Genomic DNA, 16,240 nt, shown 5'->3' with positions numbered 1-16,240 from the left:
TCGGAGCCCGCCGATGAGCACCCGCTTTCTGCATCATTTCTTCTCGCCGCACAGCATCGCCGTGGTCGGGGCCTCGGAGAAACCACACTCCATGGGCGGTATCGTGATCCGCACCCTGCTCGAGGGCGGCTTTCCGGGGGCGCTGTGGGCGGTCAATCCTAAGGGGTACGAGTCCGTGCACGGCGTGGAGGGTGTCGCGCGGGTGAGCGACTTGCCGCGGGTCCCGGACCTCGCCGTGGTCTGCGCGCCCATCGATCGGGTGCCGACGATCATCGCACGCCTCGGCCGTTGCGGCGTGCGCGCGGCCCTGGTGCTGTCCGGTGGGGCGAACCTCGACGTCGCGCGTGATGGTCAGGCCTCGATCAGGGCGCGCATGCTGGCCGCCGCCCGTGAGTGCGGGATCCGGGTGCTGGGGCCGGGTTGCATGGGCCTGATCGTGCCCGGGCGACGGCTCAACGCCTCCTACGCCAGCCAGCCGGTGAAGAAGGGTCGGGTGGCCTACCTGGGGCAGTCGGGCATGCTCGGCAACGCCATGATCGATTGGGCCGCCGGGCGTGATATCGGCTTCTCCCACCTGCTGACCGTGGGCGACAGCGTCGACGTGTTGCTGCCGGACATGATCGATTACCTCAACCAGTTCGCGCCGACCCAGGCCCTGCTGCTGCACCTGGAGCGTATCCAGGATGCCCAGCACTTCATGACGGCGGTGCGCGAAGCCTCCCGCCATCGCCTGGTGCTGGCGATCAAGAGCGGACGCACCGCGGCCTCGGATATCGCCAACCTGCCGCCCACGCCGGGGGTCGCCAACCGCGACCAGGTCTTCGATGCGGCCTTCGCCCGGGCCGGGGTGGTGCGGGTCGATGATTCCGATGAACTGTTCGATGCCCTGGAGACGCTGTCGCGCATGCGCCCGCTCAAGCGCGATCGGCTGGCGGTCGTCTCCAACGGCCTGGGGCCGGCGATGCTGGCCATCGACAAGCTGATCAGCGCCGGCGGGTGTCTGGCCGAGTTCGGCGAAACGACCCGCGAGGCGCTGTGCCGCGACGACATGGATGTCAGCAAGCCGGGGGAGAACCCGGTGGATATCGGCGGCGATGCCACGCCGGCACGTTTCGTCGAGATCGTCGAACGGGTGGCCGCCGATCCCGGCGTGGACGCCGTGCTGGTGGTGCATGCCCCGACCCGCATGGCGCCGTCACTCGATACCGCCCAGGCGTTGATCGACGCCCGCCGGCGCTTTCGCCGCAACCTGTTGACCAGCTGGATGGGACTCGGCGAGGCTCTGGCCGCTCGACAGGCCTGTCACGAGGCCGGTATTCCCACCTATCTGTCGCCGGAGAAGGCGGTCAAGGCCTTCATGCACATGGTCGACTACCAGCGGGTGCAGAAGCTGCTTCAAGAGACCCCGCCGAGCCTGCCGTTTACCCCGACCCGCGAGAGTCGGGCGGCGAGCCGTGCGTTGATCGAACGGGTGAAGGCGGAGGGAGGGGAATGCCTGGCACACTCCGAGGCGGCCCGAGTGTTGACGTCCTATGGCATCCCGGTCGCCGAGAGCCGCTATGCGACGACGCCCGAGCGGGCCGCCGAGGAGGCCCGGACGCTCGAGGGGCCGCTGGCGCTGAAGGTGGTGCACGACGGCAATTGCCGGCCCTTCCGCTATCGCCAGCATCCCCACAAGCTGTCGGCCGGCCTGCTCCAGGACCTGGACGGTCCTGCGCGGGTCGCCGAGGGTGCCACTCGGCTGGCCGACAAGGTCGCCGAGAAGTTTCCCGACTTCCGCGTGCGTGAGTATTGCCTGCAGCCCATGCAACGCGGCAAGCATTCCATGCAGCTGTGCGCCGGCATCACCCGAGACCCGGTGTTCGGCCCGCTGGTCGTGTTCGGCATCGGTGGCTACAAGGTCAATATCCTGGCCGATCGTCAGGTGGCGTTGCCGCCGCTGAACATGAGTCTGGCCGCGGACCTGGTCGCCCGGACCCATGCCGCGCGGTTGATCCGTGAGCACTCAAGCGACCCGGCGCGGGACCTGGCACGCATCGGCGAGCTGCTGGTGACGCTCTCGCAGATGGCCAGCGACCTCACCGAGCTGCGCGGGCTGGAACTCAACCCGCTGGTGCTCAATCGCGAGGGCATGCTGGCGGTCGACTTCGCCATGGACCTGGGCGCGCCGGCGCGCTTCGCGATCATGCCCTATCCGGAGGAGCTGAGGGAGTGGGTGACCCTGAGCAATGGCTGGGAGGTCGAGGTGAGGCCGATCCGCGCCGAGGACGCCCCGCTGATCACCGGCTTCCACCGGCGGCTCTCGGAGGAGAGCATTCGCTTTCGTTACTTCCATCACAAGGCCGATCTGAGCCAGCGTGACCTGGCGATGCTCTCGCACATCAACTACGACCGGCAGATGGCCTTCATCGCCGAGCATCCGCTGGTCGAGGGCGGCAAGGAAATGCTCGGCGTGGTGCGGGTGTGGAACGACGCCGACAACATTCGTACCGAGTTCTCGATCATCGTCCGCGATGACCTGCACGGGCTGGGGATCGGTCGTCTGTTGATGGACAAGATGATTCGTTACAGCAGGCGCTTGGGCACGCTCGAGATGGTCGGCAAGATCATGGTCGACAATCGCCCCATGCGGGCGCTGATGCAGCAGCTGGGTTTCCGGCTTCGCTACAACATGGACGAGGACGTGGTGGATGCGGTGCTACGGCTCAATGAGCCCGAGAGCGACTGGCAGCGGCTGCGGCTGGAGAGCCCCGTAGAAGGCTGACCCCGCCGATGGCGGGGCAGGAGGGTCGGACTCGCTCAGGGCGCCAGGCGGAAGCGCTGCCAGTGGTCATCGCGGCGCTCGAAGCGGATGCGATCATGCAGGCGGCTGGGCTGGCCCTGCCAGAACTCGATCATGTTCGGCGTCAGGTGGTAGCCGCCCCAGTGAAGGGGACGCGGGATCTCCTGGCCCTCGTAGGCCTGCTTGAAGCGCGTCTCGCGCTCCTCGAGCCATTGGCGGCCGGGGATCACCACGCTTTGCGTGGCGACCCAGGCGCCCAGTTGGCTGGCGCGTGGGCGGCGCGCGAAGTAGGCGTCGGATGCCTTGGTATCGATCTTCTCGACCGCGCCCTCGAACCGGACCTGGCGCGCCAGCGACGGCCACCAGAAGACCAGGGCGGCCTGGGGCACGTTGGCGAGTTCACTGCCCTTGTGGCTGTGGTAGTTGCTGAAGAACTGCAGGCCTTGATCCTCGGCGCCCTTGAGCAGGACCACCCGGGCATGTGGCAAGCCCTGGCTGTCCACGGTGGCCAGGGTCATGGCATTGGCATCCTGGCCTTCGGCGTCCAGGGCCAGCGCGAGCCACTCGTCGAACAGCGGCATGGGTCGCTCGGGCAGCTGGTCTTCGTCCAGGCGACCGCCCTCGTAGTCGCGCCGGATGTCGGCGATGTCACGTGTCATGGTGTTCTCCTCGAATGTGCCTTAATGGTCGCCGCTCGTCGCTCCGAGCTCAACCTCGGCTCTCCCCAGGGGCGGCCATCGGACCCTGGCCATACCAGAGAGCGGTAACGGCGAGAGTGCGCCGCTGTCTGCCCCTTGATGCTGCCCGGGGCGACCGCTGCCGAGTGGGGCGTCGTGTTCAGGCGTCCTGGTGTCGGGCCTTGAGCTGACGGCTGCGAAAGCGCGCGTAGCCCATGCAGCCGGTGAACAGGGCAAGCGATACCAGCGCCTCGAGCACACCCCGCAACGCTTCGCCCGGCAGGGTGGCGACCATCACGCCCTGGGTGAAGAACAGCAGGCTGACGAAGGCCAGCCAGGCGTGGCCGCGGGCTCGCCTGGCGAGGATCGAGGGCAGGAACAGGGCCAGCGGCAGCACGAAGGCCACCAGTGGGCCGATGGCACTGCCATCGCTCTGTATGGCCACGCCGCGATACAGCATCAATGCCAGCAGTACTGCATAGCTGACGATGACCAGGCGCCGCGACTTGGCGGTCAGCGCATCGAGCCCCTGGCGGCTTTCCAGGCCTTCCAGCCAACGTCTCATGGGCGATCTCCTGCCTTGTTGAGCGCCAGCGCCAGGCGCGCCAGGCGGGCGCCCTGGGCATAGGCCAGCTGGCGTTCGTGCTCGTCCAGGGGGCGATCGCTGCGCGTGCCGGCCAGGTGGCTGGCGCCGTAGGGCGTGCCGCCCCCCTGGGTTTCGGTGAGCTCGGTCTCGCTGTAGGGAATGCCGGCGAAGACCATGCCGTGGTGCAGCAGCGGCAGCAGCATCGAGATCAGCGTGGTCTCCTGACCGCCATGCAGGCTCGCGGTGGAGGTGAAGGCGCTGGCGGGCTTGTCCACCAGCGCGCCACCCAGCCATAACTCACTGGTGGTGTCGACGAAGTACTTGAGCGGCGCGGCCATGTTGCCGAAGCGCGTCGGGCTGCCCAGCGCCAGGCCGGCGCAGTTTCGCAGGTCGTCGAGGTCGGCGTAGATCGCGCCTTCGGCGGGGATCTCGGGGTCGACCGCCTCGCAGCTGGGCGAGACAGGAGGCACGGTGCGCAGCCGTGCCTCGATGCCGCGATAGGACTCGACGCCGGCGGCCAGTCGCTCGGCCATGGCACGGGTGGCGCCGGAGCGTGAATAGTAGAGGATCAGCACATAGGGCAGGGTGGACATGAAACTTCCTGGTACCGGAGGGAAAAAGCGTCAGTCGAGCAGCGCGAGGAGGTCTTCCGGGGGCCGGCCGATGATCGCCCGAGTGCCGTCGTCGGCGATAGGGCGTTGCAGGATCTTGGGGTGCGCGACGATGGCATCGACCACCTGCTGTGGCTGATCGCGATCCGCCCCCAGGGCCTTCCATTCGGGCTCGCTGACGCGGACCAGATCGCGTGGCTCGCTGGTCAGCCGTGCGATCAGCGCACGCAGTTCGGCGCCGTCCAGCGGGTCCTCGAGATAGCGCCGCACCAAGACATCGACGCCACGCTCCTCGAGCAGCGCCAGGGCCTGGCGTGATTTGGAGCAGCGCGGGTTATGCAACAGGGTGATCATGGGCGAGGGTCCTTGTGTCGCACGAGGGGAACGCGGCTCATTGTAGGCCGTGGCCGAATGTCGTCACAACTGCCGGCGCCGCTTAATCGCCGTGGCGGCGCCGGTTATGGGGCAAGGTGCGTTCGATGCCGCCGAGTACCACCATGATCACGAAGGCCATGCCCGTGACCATGGCGGCCAGCGGGACGTTGCCGATGCCGGCGGCGATACCGATGGCGCCGGCCAGCCAGATGGAGGCGCCGGTGGTGATGCCCTGCACACTGGTGCCGCTGCGGATGATGCTGCCGGCACCCAGGAAGCCGATGCCTCCGATCACGCCCTCGACGATGCGGGTCGGGTCGACGCGCGCGGAAGGGTCGCCCTCGGCCGTTGCGAACAGGATCTCCAGTCCGACGATCAAGAAGGCCGCGGCCCCGAGCGCGACCAGCATGTGCGAACGCAGGCCGGCGGGCTTACCGCGCAACTCGCGCTCGAGCCCCAGCACCAGGGCCAGGCCGGCGGCCACGCCGAGGCGGGCGAACATATCGAACAGGGTGAGATCGGCATCCATGGCGGCTCCTTCGGACAGGCTGTTTCAGCCTCGATACTGCCTGCCGGTTAATGGGACGAAAAGCGGAAGAAGTTTATACCGTTATCTATCCCATCATAGAACACTCACTTACCGCTCGCTTAAATCGTGTCGTTCAGGCGGCGATAGACCCAGGCCGACTGGCCATCGGTCAGCGGCACACGGACGCGACGATAGCGAACCCCCAGGCGTTCGTAGCGATCGAGGCGCGCCAGCTCCTCGGCGCTGACGCTGAGTCGCAGGCCTTCCACGCGGCAGTCGGAGCAACGCCCCAGGTCGAGCCCGTCACGCTGGAAGCCCTCGAGGGTGCCCTCCGTGGGTGCGCCGGCGCGGCCATAGACCAGCCAGCGTATCGGCGCATGGGTCAGGGTCCCATACACGAAGAGGACATGCGGGCCTTCGGCGATCGGGGCCAGATGTGCGGGGCGTTCGTAGGTCCAGGGGCTGAGCATGGTCAGCCATAACCAGGCGGCGATCGCCAGCGGCGTGACGAGCAAGGGTAGGCCGATCAGCAGGCGTGGGGACGGCATGGCAAGGGCTCCGAGGCACGAGGGCGATCCATATGCTGCCATAGCCGAGCGGCGCCACGACAGACGCCCGAGTGCGGAGCCGATGCACGAGCCGGCGCTCTGGGCCGGCTCATGGCGGTGGGGGTGTCACGCGACTCAGGCGGCGTTACGCTCGCGAGCCTCGCGCAGACGGCGCCGGAACAGCGGCTCGGCCTCATCGGTGCCTGGCTGATAGCTGCGGCTGAAGGTGTTCAACGCGTTGAGGGCATCCTCGATGACCTGGTCTTCACGCAACGAGAAGGCATCGAATCCGCAGCGCGAGAGGTAGAAAAGCTGGTCGATCAGCACGTCGCCGATGGCCCGGACCTGGCCCGAGTAGCCATGCCGTTCGCGTAGCAAGCGGGCGATGCTGTAGCCACGGCCGTCGGTGAACTTGGGGAAGTCGATGGCCACCAGGGGGGCAGCCTCGAGCTCGCGTGCCAGTTCGGCGGTCATCTCGGTGTCGCTGGGTAGCCAGGGGGCGCTATCGCGCCCCTTGTCGGAAGCCTGCCAGTCGGCCAACGGGAGCAACGTCGGCCGCCCTTCGGGGCGCGAATCGGCCGTCTCGCAGAGGACCCATTCATCGGTCACGATACGACGGTCGGCGATCAGCGGGCGGCGAGAGATCGGTTCAGGCATAGACGCGCTCCTTGAAGGGCTTGAGGCCGATGCGGCGATAGGTGTCGAGGAAGGTCTCGTCGGGCGAGCGTTCGCCGACATAGACCTGCAAGAGTGTGTCGATCACGCCCGGCACATCCTCGCGGTAGAAGGAAGGCCCGAGGATCTTGCCAAGCGAAGACTCGTTGCCCTGGCTGCCCCCCAGCGAGATCTGATAGTACTCCTCGCCCTTCTTGTCGACACCGAGGATGCCGATGTGGCCGACATGGTGGTGGCCGCAGGCGTTCATGCAGCCGGAGATGTTGAGATCCAGCGGCCCCAGGTCATAGAGGAAGTCGAGGTCCTCGAAGCGTGCCTGGATGGCGTGGGCGACCGGAATCGACTTGGCGTTGGCCAAGCTGCAGTAGTCGCCGCCGGGGCAGCAGATCAGGTCGGCGAGGGTGCCTACGGTGGGGTTGGCCAGGCCGAGCTCGTCGAGACGTTGCCAGAGGGCTTCCAGGCGATCCACCGGCACATCGGTGAGCACCAGGTTCTGCTCGTGGGTCACGCGCAGCTCGCCGTAACCGAATTCGTCGGCCAGGTCGGCGATGGCGCTCATATGCTCCGAGGTGACATCGCCCGGCGAATGATCGCGACGCTTGAGTGACAGGGTCACGGCCTTGTACCCCACGACCTTGTGGTCGGTGACGTTGTTGGTCATGAAGCGGGCGAAGGCGCGGTTGTCGGCACGCAGTGCCTCATGGGCGGCGATCGCCTCGGCACTGACCTGGCGACGCTCGGGGTCGACGAAGTGCTCGGCGACCGCCGCCACGGCGTCCTCGGTGAGGGTCTGGGGGCCATCCTTGAGATGCGCCCATTCCGCTTCGACACGACGGCGGAACTCGTCGATGCCCAGCGCCTTGACCAGTATCTTGATGCGCGCCTTGAACTTGTTGTCACGACGGCCGAACTGGTTGTAGACGCGCAGGATGGCCTCGAGGTAGGTCAGCAGGTGCCGCCAGGGGAGATCCTCGCAGACCGCACCACCGATCATCGGCGTGCGCCCCAGGCCACCGCCGGCCAGCACCCGGACGCGAACCTCGCCGGCATCATCGCGCCATAAGCGCAGCCCCACGTCGTGTACCTGGATCGCCGCGCGATCCTCCTCGGCACCGGTCACCGCGATCTTGAACTTGCGCGGCAGATAGGCGAACTCGGGGTGAAAGGTAGACCACTGGCGGATCAGCTCGCACCAAGGGCGCGGATCGACCTGCTCGTCGGCGGCGATGCCGGAGAACTGGTCGGTGGAGGTGTTGCGGATATCATTGCCGCTGGTCTGGATGGCGTGCATCTGCACATCGGCCAGGTCGGCGAGGATGTCCGGCACGTCCTCGAGCTTCGGCCAGTTCAACTGCAGATTGGTGCGCGTGGTGAAGTGGCCGTAGCCCCGATCATAGCGGGCGGAGATCTCACCGAGCTTGCGCAGCTGATAGGAGGCCAGCATGCCGTAGGGAATCGCGATGCGCAGCATCGGCGCATAGCGCTGGATATAGAGACCGTTCTGCACGCGAAGCGGCAGGAATTCCTCGTCGCTGATCTTGCCCTCGAGGTAGCGACGCATCTGGTCGCGAAACTGGGCGACGCGCTCGTCGACCAGGGTCTGGTCATGGGTGTCATAGCGATACATTCAGCGCTTACCTGCAACAGGAGAATGATGAATCCTGCCGACACCATAGCGGGCCACAATTATTCTATAAAAGAATAAATATGCATAGTTTATATTCACAATGGAATGAGAGGAGGCCCGCCGCGCTACGAGGGGCGACGCCGGGATGCCGTGTCATACGGCCAGGCGTTGCCAGCCGCGATGCTGCCAGACCAGCATGAAGCCGAGGGAGTTCAGGCAGCGATAGCCGAGTTGCACCCACCAGATGCCGAGCAGCCCGGCCTCCTGGTGGACCCCGACCCACCAGGCCAACGGCAGGAAGAGCAGCCATTGCAGGCCCAGGGTGACGGTCAGCACGGTGCGTTGGGCGCCGGCGCCGAGTAGCGCCTGGGCGAATACCAGGGCCGCCGCGTCGAGCACGATCATCGCCGCGGTCAGCTGCAACGGTAAGCGGCCCAGGGCGATCAACTGAGTATCGTGGAGGAACAGGCCCAGCACGGCATCGGGAAACACCACCATCGGCAGGGCGATCAACGACAGGCAGGGCCAGGCCAGGCGCACCACGTCCCAGCCCCAGCGCTGGGCGTCGTGATGGTCGTGGCGCCCCAGCGACTCACCGACCAGGCTCATCGCCGCCATGCCGAGCCCGACCCCCGGCAGGATCAGCAGCAACGACAGGTTCACCAATACGTGGCCGATCGCCACGCTGGCGGTGTCGATCCGCCCGAGGATCCAGAACAGCATCGCGTAGCCGGCGGCGAACCAGATCTGCTGGAGAGAATGCGGCACCGCCAGGCGCAGGGTCGTGGCAAAGGTGCCTGCGGGCGGTAGGCTCGCCAGGAAACCGCTGCCGCGAGCATGACGCAGGCTGTGCCATGCCCAGAGCGCCAGCCCGGCAAACAGCGACAGGCTGGTGCCGGCGCCGGCGCCGGCCGAGCCCATGGCGGGCAGGCCGGCCAGCCCGAAGATCAGGCCCACGCTCGAGACGACATTGATCAGATGCATGATCAGGATGATGCGCAGGTAGAGGCCGGTCTGCTGAATGCCGTTCCAGTAGCCGCGAAAGCAGAAGATCATCGCCACCGGAATCAGCGAGACCACCCGCCAGCGGAAGTAGCCGAGCGCCTCGGCGTTCACCGCCGGGTCCTGGTTGATCAGCGCCAGCAGCTCGGGAGCAAGCCACAGGCACACGACCGTCAGCGGGCCGGCCACCGCCAACGCGATCGCAAGCCCCGCATTGAGTGCCGCGGCGCGCCGGCCCCAATCCTGTTCTCCGTGGCGGCGTGCGGTCTGCGCCTGGACGCCCGAGGACAGCCCGAACACCACGGCGGTGATCAGGAAGGTCGCGTAGCCACCGATGCCCACCGCGGCCAGCGGCACCTCGCCGAGTGAGCCGACCAGGGCGGCATCGACGAGGTTGAGCAGGCTCTGGGTGAGCATGGCGCCGATGATCGGCAGGGCGATTCGCAGGATGGTCTGACGACGCGAGGGCTCAGGCAGCATGCCGGTTTCCAACGATGGCGATACCGGGCCCGGCGAAGGGGCCCGGGGCAAGGGCGACCACGATCAGCTCGGGTCGTAGGAGAGCACCGGCGACAGCCAGCGCTCGAGCTCGGCCAGCGTCATGCCCTTGCGCTCGGTCAGGGCCTCGACCTGGTCGCGGGTGATCTTGCCGGTGGAGAAGTACTTCGCTTCGGGGTGGGCGAAATACCAGCCGGACACCGCGGCGGCGGGCCACATGGCGAAGCTCTCGGTGAGTTCGAGGCCGGTCTGGGCCTCGGCATCGAGCAGCCGGAACAGGGTGGCCTTCTCGGTATGGTCGGGGCAGGCCGGATAACCGGGGGCCGGGCGAATGCCTTGATACTTCTCGGCGATCAACGCCTCGTTATCCAGCGTCTCCTCGGGCACATAGCCCCAGAATTCCTTGCGCATCCGCTCGTGCAGATGCTCGGCGAAGGCCTCGGCCATGCGATCGGTGAGGGCCTGGACCATGATGGCGTTGTAGTCGTCGCCGGCCGCCTTGTAGGCCTGGGACAGCGCATCCACGCCGTGGCCGGTGGTGACCGCGAAGCCGCCGATCCAGTCCGGCTTGCCGGAGGCCTTGGGGGCGATGAAGTCGGCCAGGCTGTAGCACACACCCTCACGGTTCTTGGTGGTCTGCTGGCGGATATGATGCAGCCGCTCGACCACCTCGCTACGGGACGCGTCGGCATAGACTTCGATGACGTCGTCATCGACGCTGTTGGCCGGCCACAGCCCGATCACGCCGCGGGCCTCGATGAGCCGCTCGTCGATCAGCTTGGCGAGCATCGCCTGGGCGTCGTCGAACAGGTTACGTGCGGCCTCGCCGACGACCTTGTCGTCGAGGATCTTCGGATACTTGCCGGCCAGCTGCCAGCTCATGAAGAAGGGCGTCCAGTCGATGCGCTCGACGATGGTCTCGAGGTCGTAGTCCGCGAAGGTCTTGAGCCCGGTGAAGCTCGGCTCCGGCGGCGTGTAGCCTTCCCAGTCGTAGGCCGGCTTGCGGTCGCGGGCCTGGGCGTAGCTCAGGTCCGCCGCCTTGGGGCGGCGTTTGGCGTTGCGCTCGCGGACCTTGTCATACTCGGCACGGATCTCGGCCACGTAGGCGGGCTTCTGGGCGGGCGACAGCAGCTTGCCGGCCACGCCGACGGCCCGGGAGGCATCGGTGACATAGATGACCGGATGCTCGTAGCCCGGTTCGACCTTCACCGCGGTATGCGCCTTGGAGGTGGTGGCGCCGCCGATCAGCAGCGGCAGCTCGAAGCCCTGGCGCTGCATCTCCTTGGCGACGTGGACCATCTCGTCAAGCGACGGGGTGATCAGTCCGGAGAGCCCGATGATGTCGGCGTTCTCCTCCTTCGCGGTCTGCAGGATCTTCTCCGCCGGGACCATGACGCCGAGGTCGATGACCTCATAGTTGTTGCACTGCAGGACCACGCCGACGATGTTCTTGCCGATGTCGTGGACGTCGCCCTTGACCGTGGCCATGACGATCTTGCCCTTGGCCTGGGTGTCCTCGCTCTTTTCCGCCTCGATGTAGGGCAGCAGATAGGCCACGGCCTGCTTCATGACCCGCGCCGACTTGACCACCTGGGGCAGGAACATCTTGCCGGCGCCGAACAGGTCGCCGACCACGTTCATGCCATCCATCAGCGGCCCCTCGATGACCTTGATGGGGCGATCGGTGCGCTGACGCGCGAGCTCGGTATCGTCCTCGATATAGGCGGTGATGCCCTTGACCAGGGCATGTTCGATGCGCTTCTCGACCTCCCATTCGCGCCAGGCCAGGTCTTCCTTCTTGGCGCCGCCGCTGCCGTCGCCCTTGAACGTATCGGCGATCTCCAGGAGACGCTCGGTTCCGTCGGCACGACGGTTGAGGACCACGTCCTCGACGGCCTCACGCAGCTCGGCGGGCAGATCATCATAGACCGCCAGCTGGCCGGCATTGACGATGCCCATGGTCAGCCCGGCATGGATCGCGTGGTAGAGGAAGGCCGAGTGGATCGCCTCGCGTACCGGGTTGTTGCCGCGAAACGAGAAGGACACGTTGGACACGCCGCCGGAGACCATGGCGTGGGGCAGGTGCTCGCGGATCCACTGGGTCGCCTGGATGAAGTCGACGGCGTAGTTGTCGTGCTCCTCGATGCCGGTGGCGATGGCGAAGATATTGGGGTCGAAGATGATGTCTTCCGGGGGGAAGCCGATCTCATCGACCAGCAGCCGATAGGCGCGCTGGCAGATCTCGGTCTTGCGCGCGAAGGTGTCGGCCTGGCCCTGCTCGTCGAAGGCCATTACCACCACGGCGGCGCCGAAGCGACGGCACTTGGTGGCCTGCTCGCGGAAGGCGTCCTCGCCTTCCTTCATCGAGATGGAATTGACCACCGCCTTGCCCTGGATGCACTTGAGGCCGGCCTCGATGATCTCCCATTTCGAGGAATCGATCATGATCGGCACCCGCGAGATATCGGGTTCGCCGGCGATCAGGTTGAGGAAGCGCACCATCGCCTCCTCGGACTCGAGCATGCCTTCGTCCATGTTGATGTCGATGACCTGGGCGCCGTTCTCGACCTGCTCCAGGGCCACCTCCAGGGCGGTGGTGTAGTCGTCTTCCTTGATCAGACGCTTGAAGCGTGCCGAGCCGGTGACATTGGTGCGCTCGCCGACGTTCACGAACAGCGAATCGTGGGCGATGTTGAACGGCTCGAGGCCGGACAGCCGGCAGGCCAACGGCCGCTGCGGCACCTCGCGTGGGGCCTCGTCGCGGATCGCCCGGTGGATGGCGGCGATGTGTTCGGGGGTGGAACCGCAGCAGCCGCCGATGATGTTGACCAGGCCGCTCTTGGCGAACTCGCCGACGATCGCCGCCATCTCCTCGGGGGTCTGGTCGTACTCACCGAACTCGTTGGGCAGGCCGGCGTTGGGGTGCGCCGAGACGAAGGTGTCGGCCTTCTCGGCGAGCTCCTGCAGATAGGGGCGCAGCTCCTCGGCGCCCAACGCGCAGTTCAGGCCCACCGAGAACGGCTGGGCATGACGCAGCGAGTTCCAGAACGCCTCGGTGGTCTGCCCGGACAGGGTGCGGCCGGAGGCGTCGGTGATGGTGCCGGAAATCATCACCGGCAGGCGTTCGCCGCGCTCCTCGAACAGCGCTTCCAGGGCGTAGACGGCGGCCTTGGCGTTCAGGGTGTCGAAGATGGTCTCGATCAGGATCAGATCGCTGCCGCCGTCGATCAGCGCCTCGGCGGCCTCGTGATAGTTGTCGCGCAGCGCATCGAAGGTGACGTTGCGGTAGGCCGGATCGTTGACGTCCGGCGACAGCGAGGCGGTACGCGAGGTCGGACCCAGCACCCCCGCCACGTAGCGAGGCACGCCGGTTTCCGCGGCCACGGCGTCGCAGACCTCTCGGGCCAGGCGCGCCGACTCCCGGTTGAGCTCGGCGACCAGCGACTCCATGCCGTAGTCGGCCTGGGACAGGCGTGTGCTGTTGAAGGTGTTGGTCTCGACGATGTCGGCGCCCGCCTCGAGGTAGTCACGATGGATGCGCGTCACCAGGTCGGGGCAGGTCAGGGCCAGCAGGTCGTTGTTGCCCTTCAGGTCGGATGGCCAGTCGGCGAAGCGCTCCCCGCGGAACTCCTCCTCCGACAGCGCGGCATTCTGCAGCATGGTGCCCATGCCGCCATCGAGCATCAGGATGCGCCGGCGGAGGCTGTCGGAAAGGGAGGCGGTCAGAGGAGTCGGAGCGGCGGCCATGGGTCGAGTCAATCTCCAGCGTAGAGGCATCGGGGCACGACGACGGCGCGGGATAAGGGCATCCGTCGAGGCTCGGCACGAGGGCCGGATAGGTGCCATATCTTAGCAAAAGCCATGGCGTCGGGGCAGGGGCCGCGGTCGGGAGCCTACTTCATGATCATCGTGAGTGTGTTTCATGATTCGGCGGGGTATACCCTAGTGTGACGGTCGGGATTGCCAGCGGGCGGGGAGTCGCTTACCATGATGACCAACACCTCATCCGGCCCGTGCCCGGGCAGTGCCCGGTGCGGCTCGACCAGCGAGAGAGCAATGAGCGAGACCATCCAGATCACCGATAGTGCCCAGGACTACCTTGCCGAACTGCTGGCCAAGCAGGGCGTCGAAGGGGTCGCGGTACGCATCTTCATCACCCAGCCGGGCACGCCCTACGCCGAAACCTGCCTGGCCTACTGCCGGCCCGGTGAAGAAGAGCCCAGCGACGAGCGCCTGGAGCTCGACAAGATCGCCGTCTATCTGGACAAGAACAGCCTGGCCTTCCTCGAGGAAGCTGTCGTCGACTTCAACGCCGATCGCATGGGTGGCCAGCTGACCATCAAGGCGCCGAACGCCAAGATGCCGAAGGTCAATGCAGATAGTCCCGTCGAGGATCAGGTCAACTACGTGCTGTACAGCGAGATCAACCCGGGGCTTGCGGCCCATGGTGGTGAAGTGCGGCTCGTGCAGCTGACCGAGGAGCAGGTGGCGGTACTGTCTTTCGGCGGTGGTTGCCAGGGGTGTGCCGCGGTCGATATCACCCTCAAGGATGGTGTCGAGAAGACGCTGATGGAGCGCATTCCCGAGCTTAGCGGGATCCGCGATGTGACCGACCATACCGACACCACCAACGCCTACTATTAATCACATGATGGCGTTGTGGTCGATGGCCGTCGCGGCGCCGTCTGCTGGACAATATCTGAAAACGGTCGGCGATCGGCCATCCCACGTCAAGCATCGGCTCGACGTCCTCATGGACACTCCGTAAACGCCGGCTTCTGACGAGTCACTCGCTCTTCGGGCAGCAGGGCTGCCCGAATCGGTAATCCCTGCCGATTTTGCGCGTTATCTGCCTTGCGCCCCGCGTGGAGGTGGGAGGTGCGTTGGCCCGTCTGGAGCGAGCCTGGCCTAGCCTTCGCTCGCCGGCGTTTCAGGAAAGCCTAGCCATCGGCATCTTCCTTGCTCTCGGGCCCCGCTTCGTCGGGGCCCGAGGCGTTTTCGGCGGCGGCATCGAGCCGGGCCTGGCTCTCCTGCATCTTCTCCAGCGATGACCACAGTCGTGCCTCGAGTTGCTGTTCCAGTGCTTCGATGCGTGCCTCGCGGCGGTCCAGAGCCTGTCGGTCGTCCTGCTGTTGAGCGCCGAGGCGGCTGATCTCCTCGTTGAGGCCGGCCTGCGTGGCTTCGGCCTCGAGGCGCGCCTGTTCCTCACTTCGCCGGTGCTGTTGCTGCTCCTGCAATGCCTCGCGCAGCGCCTGCTGTTCCGCTTGGGCCGCCTCGTGGCGCTTTTCCAGTCGTTCATGGCGGGCGACATGGGACTTCTCGGCGGCCTGGCGCTCCTGGCGAGCCTCGTCCAATAGGCCCATCAGCCTGGCCTCGGCGGCCTCGTGGCGCTGCTCCTCCTGGGACAGGAGCTGGCGATGCGTCGCGTCCTTCTCTTCTTGCGCCTCACGATGAGCCTGTGCCTGGTGCTCGAGCTCGGCCTGACGCTCTTCCAGGCGTGCCTCCACCCGAGTACGAGCCTCGCGCTCGCGTGTGGCCTCGGCCTGCTGGGCGTCGTGGGCCGCCTGAAGGCGGGCGAATTCACTCGTCTGCTCGTTGAGGCGCGCCTCGGTGTGCGTCAGGTGAGCCGACAGGGCGGCTTCGCGTTGTTCGGCATCCTCGGCCCGGCGTTCCGACGCGGCCACGGCCTGTTGCGCCTCGGCGATTCGTTCGTCGGCCTCGCGTCGATAGTGTGCCAGTGCCTCGTTGGCACCCTCCTGGGCCTGCTGCCATAACGATTCGGCGAGCTCCTGAAGGGCCGCCGGCATGCCCCGCGGTGGTGGCACGTCGCGGTTCTCCTCGCGGCGCTTGCGCCACTCACGGAGGTGTTCGCTGATGGTCGTGAAGCTGCCGGTGCCCAACGCCTCGCGGATGCGCTGCACGCTGGGTGCCTGCCCGGCGGCCATTAGCTCGTCGATCGCTCGCTGCACATCCTCGTACCGCACTCCACTGCGCGCCATGCCGTGCTCCTCGTTGTGTCTTGCCACCCATTGGGCGTCCTGGCGGCCACTATACCCGGGAGCGTTCGGTGAATAAAGATAATTACATTAAACGTAATACGTAATTTACGTTATCAAATAGATAGATAAATCAAGATTACGCGCATTATCTTGATAAATCTGGGTGTAGCCGTGAGAATGTCGCTCGATGGGCCCGCGCGACGGAGCACGAGGGCAGGGTGCCGGGATGGCGGGGCAAGAAAGTCATCATGTAGCCGCTGTCAGAGCTGTCAGCGGCGAGGAGGCAAAGGGGCGCATGGACGAAGACGACAAGGGATCGGCAAGCCTGGCG

At 66.4% G+C, this 16,240-nt stretch carries 13 protein-coding genes; 2 read left to right on the top strand and 11 right to left on the bottom strand.

What is annotated here, in order from left to right; translation table 11 throughout:
* Positions 1-13 precede the first annotated feature (13 nt).
* Positions 14-2,764 carry a bifunctional acetate--CoA ligase family protein/GNAT family N-acetyltransferase gene (locus ETC07_RS01055; RefSeq protein WP_136246695.1) on the top strand — a complete coding sequence of 917 codons (2,751 nt, stop codon included), beginning with the start codon at positions 14-16 and terminating at the stop codon, positions 2,762-2,764.
* A gap of 35 nt (positions 2,765-2,799) precedes the next feature.
* On the opposite strand, the gene pdxH is transcribed toward ETC07_RS01055, so the two are convergent.
* The 10 genes from pdxH to metH all read right to left on the bottom strand — a co-directional run bounded on the left by pdxH (position 2,800) and on the right by metH (position 13,657).
* Positions 2,800-3,441, bottom strand: coding sequence for a pyridoxamine 5'-phosphate oxidase (pdxH, locus tag ETC07_RS01050; RefSeq protein ID WP_136246694.1), 642 nt, complete (start codon positions 3,439-3,441; stop codon positions 2,800-2,802).
* Between the two features lie 178 nt (positions 3,442-3,619).
* Positions 3,620-4,024, bottom strand: a complete 405-nt coding sequence (locus tag ETC07_RS01045) for a DUF2069 domain-containing protein (RefSeq protein WP_136246693.1) — start codon at positions 4,022-4,024, stop codon at positions 3,620-3,622.
* Positions 4,021-4,638: an NAD(P)H:quinone oxidoreductase gene (wrbA, locus tag ETC07_RS01040; RefSeq protein ID WP_136246692.1), complete on the bottom strand. Its 618-nt coding sequence runs from the start codon at positions 4,636-4,638 to the stop codon at positions 4,021-4,023. Before wrbA ends, ETC07_RS01045 begins: the two co-directional genes overlap by 4 nt.
* 30 nt (positions 4,639-4,668) lie before the next feature.
* Entirely contained in the window at positions 4,669-5,010 is a 342-nt protein-coding gene (arsC, locus tag ETC07_RS01035) for an arsenate reductase (glutaredoxin) (RefSeq protein WP_136246691.1), read from the bottom strand.
* Positions 5,011-5,092: 82 nt separating this feature from the next.
* A complete protein-coding gene (locus tag ETC07_RS01030) occupies positions 5,093-5,560 on the bottom strand; it encodes an MgtC/SapB family protein (RefSeq protein WP_136246690.1) in 468 nt (155 codons plus the stop codon).
* Positions 5,561-5,679: 119 nt separating this feature from the next.
* Positions 5,680-6,108 carry a gamma-glutamylcyclotransferase family protein gene (locus tag ETC07_RS01025; RefSeq protein WP_136246689.1) on the bottom strand — a complete coding sequence of 143 codons (429 nt, stop codon included), beginning with the start codon at positions 6,106-6,108 and terminating at the stop codon, positions 5,680-5,682.
* 135 nt (positions 6,109-6,243) lie between these two features.
* Positions 6,244-6,765, bottom strand: coding sequence for a DUF934 domain-containing protein (locus ETC07_RS01020; RefSeq protein ID WP_136246688.1), 522 nt, complete (start codon positions 6,763-6,765; stop codon positions 6,244-6,246).
* The gene (locus tag ETC07_RS01015) at positions 6,758-8,410 is read right to left on the bottom strand and encodes a nitrite/sulfite reductase (RefSeq protein ID WP_136246687.1); all 1,653 of its coding nucleotides are present in this window, start codon (positions 8,408-8,410) and stop codon (positions 6,758-6,760) included. Before ETC07_RS01015 ends, ETC07_RS01020 begins: the two co-directional genes overlap by 8 nt.
* Positions 8,411-8,563: 153 nt before the next feature.
* Entirely contained in the window at positions 8,564-9,892 is a 1,329-nt protein-coding gene (locus tag ETC07_RS01010) for an MATE family efflux transporter (protein ID WP_136246686.1), read from the bottom strand.
* A gap of 63 nt (positions 9,893-9,955) precedes the next feature.
* Entirely contained in the window at positions 9,956-13,657 is a 3,702-nt protein-coding gene (gene metH, locus ETC07_RS01005) for a methionine synthase (RefSeq protein WP_136246685.1), read from the bottom strand.
* 309 nt (positions 13,658-13,966) lie between these two features.
* Here metH and nfuA point away from each other — a divergent pair, with 309 nt between their 5' ends.
* Positions 13,967-14,554, top strand: a complete 588-nt coding sequence (nfuA, locus tag ETC07_RS01000; protein WP_136246684.1) for a Fe-S biogenesis protein NfuA — start codon at positions 13,967-13,969, stop codon at positions 14,552-14,554.
* Between the two features lie 296 nt (positions 14,555-14,850).
* Here nfuA and ETC07_RS00995 read toward each other — a convergent pair whose 3' ends face one another.
* A complete protein-coding gene (locus ETC07_RS00995) occupies positions 14,851-15,909 on the bottom strand; it encodes a DNA-binding protein (RefSeq protein WP_168709135.1) in 1,059 nt (352 codons plus the stop codon).
* Between the last annotated feature and the right edge of the window lie 331 nt (positions 15,910-16,240).

Source organism: Halomonas borealis (genome assembly GCF_004798905.1).
In the GTDB taxonomy this organism is placed as follows: domain Bacteria; phylum Pseudomonadota; class Gammaproteobacteria; order Pseudomonadales; family Halomonadaceae; genus Halomonas; species Halomonas borealis.
The sequence above is the reverse complement of the archived record's forward strand: the minus strand, read 5'-3'. Positions and strand labels throughout refer to the sequence as shown.

Coding starts and splice junctions, on each gene's coding strand:
- ETC07_RS01055 (WP_136246695.1), top strand. CDS start 14: ATGAGCACCCGCTTTCTGCATCATTTCTTCTCGCCGCACAGCATCGCC.
- pdxH (WP_136246694.1), bottom strand. CDS start 3,441: ATGACACGTGACATCGCCGACATCCGGCGCGACTACGAGGGCGGTCGC.
- ETC07_RS01045 (WP_136246693.1), bottom strand. CDS start 4,024: ATGAGACGTTGGCTGGAAGGCCTGGAAAGCCGCCAGGGGCTCGATGCG.
- wrbA (WP_136246692.1), bottom strand. CDS start 4,638: ATGTCCACCCTGCCCTATGTGCTGATCCTCTACTATTCACGCTCCGGC.
- arsC (WP_136246691.1), bottom strand. CDS start 5,010: ATGATCACCCTGTTGCATAACCCGCGCTGCTCCAAATCACGCCAGGCC.
- ETC07_RS01030 (WP_136246690.1), bottom strand. CDS start 5,560: ATGGATGCCGATCTCACCCTGTTCGATATGTTCGCCCGCCTCGGCGTG.
- ETC07_RS01025 (WP_136246689.1), bottom strand. CDS start 6,108: ATGCCGTCCCCACGCCTGCTGATCGGCCTACCCTTGCTCGTCACGCCG.
- ETC07_RS01020 (WP_136246688.1), bottom strand. CDS start 6,765: ATGCCTGAACCGATCTCTCGCCGCCCGCTGATCGCCGACCGTCGTATC.
- ETC07_RS01015 (WP_136246687.1), bottom strand. CDS start 8,410: ATGTATCGCTATGACACCCATGACCAGACCCTGGTCGACGAGCGCGTC.
- ETC07_RS01010 (WP_136246686.1), bottom strand. CDS start 9,892: ATGCTGCCTGAGCCCTCGCGTCGTCAGACCATCCTGCGAATCGCCCTG.
- metH (WP_136246685.1), bottom strand. CDS start 13,657: ATGGCCGCCGCTCCGACTCCTCTGACCGCCTCCCTTTCCGACAGCCTC.
- nfuA (WP_136246684.1), top strand. CDS start 13,967: ATGAGCGAGACCATCCAGATCACCGATAGTGCCCAGGACTACCTTGCC.
- ETC07_RS00995 (WP_168709135.1), bottom strand. CDS start 15,909: ATGGCGCGCAGTGGAGTGCGGTACGAGGATGTGCAGCGAGCGATCGAC.